This is a genomic window from Rhodococcus sp. CX (assembly GCF_015865005.1).
In the GTDB taxonomy this organism is placed as follows: Bacteria; Actinomycetota; Actinomycetes; order Mycobacteriales; family Mycobacteriaceae; genus Rhodococcus.
The window spans coordinates 485-5,166 of sequence record NZ_JADZGH010000173.1 but is presented as its reverse complement, the minus strand read 5'-3'; the positions used below and the strand labels follow the sequence as shown (position 1 = coordinate 5,166).

5 protein-coding genes are annotated in these 4,682 nt (G+C 68.3%); 1 reads left to right on the top strand and 4 read right to left on the bottom strand.

Annotation, left to right across the window (positions count from 1 at the left end):
• The coding region (locus I0Q12_RS18405; RefSeq protein WP_197253338.1) for an LLM class flavin-dependent oxidoreductase at nucleotides 1–515 on the bottom strand (515 nt) is incomplete at its 3' end.
• Between the two features lie 274 nt (nucleotides 516–789).
• Between I0Q12_RS18405 and I0Q12_RS18400 the strand changes: the two genes are divergently transcribed.
• Nucleotides 790–1,002: a hypothetical protein gene (locus I0Q12_RS18400; RefSeq protein ID WP_197253336.1), complete on the top strand. Its 213-nt coding sequence runs from the start codon at nucleotides 790–792 to the stop codon at nucleotides 1,000–1,002.
• Nucleotides 1,003–1,167: 165 nt separating this feature from the next.
• On the opposite strand, the gene rpsA is transcribed toward I0Q12_RS18400, so the two are convergent.
• From rpsA to I0Q12_RS18385, 3 genes are all read right to left on the bottom strand, one after another.
• Nucleotides 1,168–2,628 (bottom strand): 30S ribosomal protein S1, encoded by a 1,461-nt coding sequence (gene rpsA, locus I0Q12_RS18395; RefSeq protein WP_197253334.1) that lies wholly within the window; start codon nucleotides 2,626–2,628, stop codon nucleotides 1,168–1,170.
• A 259-nt stretch (nucleotides 2,629–2,887) separates the two neighbouring features.
• Nucleotides 2,888–3,526, bottom strand: coding sequence for a DUF305 domain-containing protein (locus tag I0Q12_RS18390; RefSeq protein WP_248676008.1), 639 nt, complete (start codon nucleotides 3,524–3,526; stop codon nucleotides 2,888–2,890).
• On the bottom strand, nucleotides 3,523–4,682 hold a 1,160-nt coding region (locus I0Q12_RS18385; RefSeq protein WP_231610969.1), incomplete at its 5' end, for an LVIVD repeat-containing protein. The genes I0Q12_RS18385 and I0Q12_RS18390, both read right to left, overlap by 4 nt.

Here is a 4,682-nt window from a genome sequence, read left to right as displayed (position 1 = left end):
GTGTCGTCGAGCGGGGCCGGGGTGGAGGTGTACCCGCGCAGCGGGGTGCGGAACTGTCCTTCCCAGTCGACGATGCGTTCGCGCCAGAGCCGGCGCAGCAGATGGTAGTTCTCGATCGCGAGCGGAATGCCCTGCCGGATGTCCTTGCCGAACCAGGGATAGACCGGGCCGGTGTTGCCGCGGCCCAGCATCAGGTCGACGCGGCCGTCGGCCAGGTGCTGCAGCATCGCGAAGTCCTCGGCGATCTTGACCGGGTCGTTCGTGGTGATGAGGGTCGTCGCGGTGGACAGTTTCAGCCTCGTGGTCTTCGCGGCGATCCAGCCGAGCATCGTGGTCGGTGAGGACGGCACGAACGGCGGGTTGTGGTGCTCGCCGGTCGCGAAGACGTCGAGTCCGACCTCCTCGGCAGCGAGGGCGATCTTCGTCATCGCGGTGATGCGTTCGTGTTCGGTCGGCGTGCGGCCCGTGATGGGATCGCGGGTCACGTCGCCGATGGTGAAGATGCCGAACTGCACTGCCGTACCTCCGTCATGTATTTGAACAGTCAACTACTTGAACGGGATGGCGCCTCGCAGGTATTCCCCGGCGCGGCCGAGCACGCCGTCCCCGGGTCGCCCTACCGGCGAATCACACTGCGATCACAACGCGATCACAGGGAGGTCGCAACTCGGTGCCTGAGCGAAACACGCCCTCCGACCTGCGGCGGAATGCCGGGCTCCGGTCGATGCGTCGGTTATCGTCGTTGCGAACCGTCCGACCACGGATCCCCGACCCTCGAGAAGGCAGGCCATGCAATCGTCTCAACCGCTGCCCGGTCGGCATCGCCTCGGCATGGAGAACGGCGTGCACTGCATCCTCATCCCCGAGGTGGCCGCTGCTCTCGCCGCGCACCGTCGCAACTGGTTCACCATGCTGCTGACGAACGCCCGGCACAGTCAGGCCGCGATGCGCAAACGCGCCGCGGCGCTGCCCACCCAGTGGGCCACCCCCGCCGTCAACTGAAGTCGGCCTCCGCACACACGACGCCGCGGCCCGCAGCCCTCGTACGAGAAGCTGCGGGCCGCGGCGTTTTCCGGCTGCGCCCGGGCAATCGCCGGAACACACACCCCGGGAACGCGGACGGCCCCGCACCGAAATCGGTGCGGGGCCGTTCGACGAACCGGATGGTCAGGCGTTGCCCGACAGCTTCTCGCGAAGCGCAGCGAGCTGCGCGTCGCTCGCCAGCGAACCACCGGCCGGCTCCGACGCGCTCTCGGCGCCGGACTCGGACGAGTAGTTGGTGCCGGAGACGCCGGCCTCGGCCTCGGCGGCCTCGTCGGCAGCCATCTTCTCGATCTGCGCGGTGTGCATCTTGTGACGACGCTCGGCCTCCGCGTAGCGGGACTCCCACTCCTCACGCTGCTTCTCGAAGCCCTCGAGCCATTCGTTGGTCTCGGGATCGAAGCCCTCGGGGAAGATGTAGTTGCCCTGCTCGTCGTAGCTGTCGGCCATGCCGTACTTCGACGGATCGAACTCGGCGGTGTAGTCCTCGTTGGCCTGCTTCAGCGACAGCGAGATGCGGCGACGCTCCAGGTCGATGTCGATGACCTTGACCATCGCGTCGTCGCCGACGGACACGACCTGGTCCGGGACCTCCACGTGGCGCTCGGCCAGCTCGGAGATGTGGACCAGACCCTCGATGCCCTCCTCGACGCGGACGAACGCGCCGAACGGAACGAGCTTGGTGACCTTGCCCGGAACGATCTGGCCGATCGCGTGGGTGCGGGCGAACTGACGCCACGGGTCTTCCTGGGTGGCCTTGAGCGACAGGGAGACGCGCTCGCGGTCCAGGTCGACGTCGAGAACCTCGACGGTGACCTCGTTGCCGACCTCGACGACCTCGGACGGGTGGTCGATGTGCTTCCAGGACAGCTCGGAGACGTGCACGAGGCCGTCGACACCGCCGAGATCGACGAACGCGCCGAAGTTGACGATGGAGGACACGAAGCCCTTGCGGACCTGGCCCTTCTGGAGCTGGTGCAGGAACTCGCTGCGGACCTCGGACTGGGTCTGCTCGAGCCATGCGCGGCGCGACAGAACGACGTTGTTGCGGTTCTTGTCGAGCTCGATGATCTTGGCCTCGATCTCCTTGCCGACGTACGGCTGGAGGTCGCGGACGCGACGCATCTCGACGAGCGAGGCGGGCAGGAAGCCGCGCAGGCCGATGTCGAGGATCAGGCCGCCCTTGACGACCTCGATGACGGTGCCCTTGACGGCCTCGTCCTTCTCCTTGAGCTCCTCGATCGTGCCCCAGGCGCGCTCGTACTGCGCACGCTTCTTGGACAGGATCAGGCGGCCTTCCTTGTCCTCCTTGGTGAGGACCAGGGCCTCGACCTCATCGCCCACCGAAACGACCTCGTTGGGGTCGACATCGTGCTTGATGGAGAGCTCGCGGGACGGGATAACGCCTTCGGTCTTGTAGCCGATGTCGAGCAGCACCTCGTCGCGGTCGACCTTGACGATGGTGCCTTCGACGATGTCGCCATCGTTGAAGTACTTGATCGTGGCGTCGATGGCGGCGAGGAAATCCTCGGCAGAGCCGATGTCGTTGACGGCTACCTGCGGCGAGGTGACGGTGGTGGAGGCCATGTGTTGAGTTGCTCCGGACGGGTTGATAGTCGGTTGGTCAATGTTCGGTCGGACAGACGGATCGCACACCGTGGTGAACGACACGAGATTCCGCCACGAATACCCGCCGATCGAGCCGTGAAGATCGAACAGCGGACACTCGCGTGGTCAAGGCTACGCGCACGGGCGCTACACCGGCAAACCCGGCCGCCGGTAACGTGGTCAGGATCGGGCCGCGGCACCGCGTGCCGCCGCGCCGGGAGTCGCTTTCCAGCTGCGGTCAGCCCAGTGGGGCGGCCGCCCGCTGCTCGAGCATGAGCGTCATCAACCCCGCCTCCTTGCTCTGTTCCTGCATCGCGCCGCGCGCGAACAGCGCGACCGCGCCGCCGGTGAGCCGGCCGTCGGCGGCCCGGGCCATGGCCACGGCCCCGGCGTGGTGACGCTGCATCAACTGCAGGAACAGCACCTCGGCGTCCCGGCCGCGCGCCGCGGACAGGGCGTCGAGTTCGTCGAGCGTCGCCATCCCCGGCATCGGTCTCTCGGCCGGCCCGGCCGCGGTTGCGTGGGCGTGGTCGCCGTCGTGCCACTGCATCGGATGCGGGTTGGTGGGCGGGGCCTGGGCGAGTTCCAGCCAGCCGAGCAGCATGCCGAGCTCGTAGCGCTGGGTCAGCTCGATCCTGCGTGCCAGCGTCGCCACCGCCGGGTCGACGTCCGGGGACAGCCGCGCGGTCATCTGCAGCCCCTGCTGGTGGTGGGCGGCCATGTCCTGGACGAAGCCGATCTCGACGGGTCCGAGCACCGGGGCCGCCGGCGCGGGCGCTTCGGGGATCACCAGCGGCCGCAGCGCCGCCCCGATCACCAGCAGGAACACCGCCATCGACACCGCCGCGAGTCCGCGCAGCGCGGTTGCTGCGTTCACGACCCGATCGTGGACTGCTGGTTCGCGGGCGGGGTGTAGACGTCCTCGCTCAGACGCAGCGTCAGGAACCCGTTGTCCGAGCAGCCGACCCACAGGTCGTTGCCGCGCCATTCCGGTGGCGACAGGCACCAGTCGGCGGACAGGTCGCCGCCGACGACCATGCCGCTGCGGCTCGACTGCGCCTGGGAAAGGTCGAACTGCCCGCCGATCACGGCCTGCAGCACCGCGGGGGCGCTGAGCACCGGGACTCCGATCAGCGACGCCCACGCGTGCGACGAGTTCGGGCGGTCGAGGTTGCGGCCGGTCATCGCCGGCGGGTTGTAGTACGCGATCTCGTGCACGTCGAACGGGTCGCGGACGTCGAACACGCGGATGCCGGACGAGATCCAGCCGCACGCCAGCGCGGTCGGGTTCGCGGGACGGTCGGCCGCGCAGTAGTGCGATTCGTACGCGAACGCCGAGCCGCCCATCCCGGATGCGACCTGGCTGTCGATGTGCTCCGGCAGGTTGATCTCGAGCTTGATCGAGTGCACGATCCGCGGGTTCGCGTCGTCGGCGACGTCGATGAGCTTGACCCCGCCGGATCCGGCCTCGTCGACGGTGAACAGGTAGGGGTGGCCGTCGTAGGTGACCGGGATGCTGTGCTGGGTGGCCCAGCCGTCCGTCCACGCCATCTTGGCCAGTTGAACCACCTGCGGATTCGGGTCCCGGCGCTGCACGGCGGCGGTGTCGAGGACGGTGAGGCCACCGAAGTTGTTCGACAGGTACAGGCGGTTGCCGTCGGGGCTGATGCCGAATCCGTGGCCGGACAGCCCGATCCAGCCCTGCCAGATCACCCGCGGGGTCGTCGGGTCGGTCAGATCCACGGCGCTGAGCACCCCCTCGGTGCCGGAGGACCAGTAGGTCCGTCCGTCCGGCGAGAAGCCGCCCTCGTGCGCGGTGATCGGCAGCGGCATCTGCAGGTCGGTGCCCGGTCCCGGATTGAGCAGACGTGGATGCGCGCAGTCGGAGATGTCGTACACCGACATCAGCCCGCCCCCGAAGTTCAGCGGAACACCGGTGCCCACCAGCAGCTTCCGGCCGGGATGGACTTTGAGGCTCTCCCAGGTGCCGGCGAGCATCGCCGGTTCGGTGAGGGTGGTGGTGGGCACCGGGT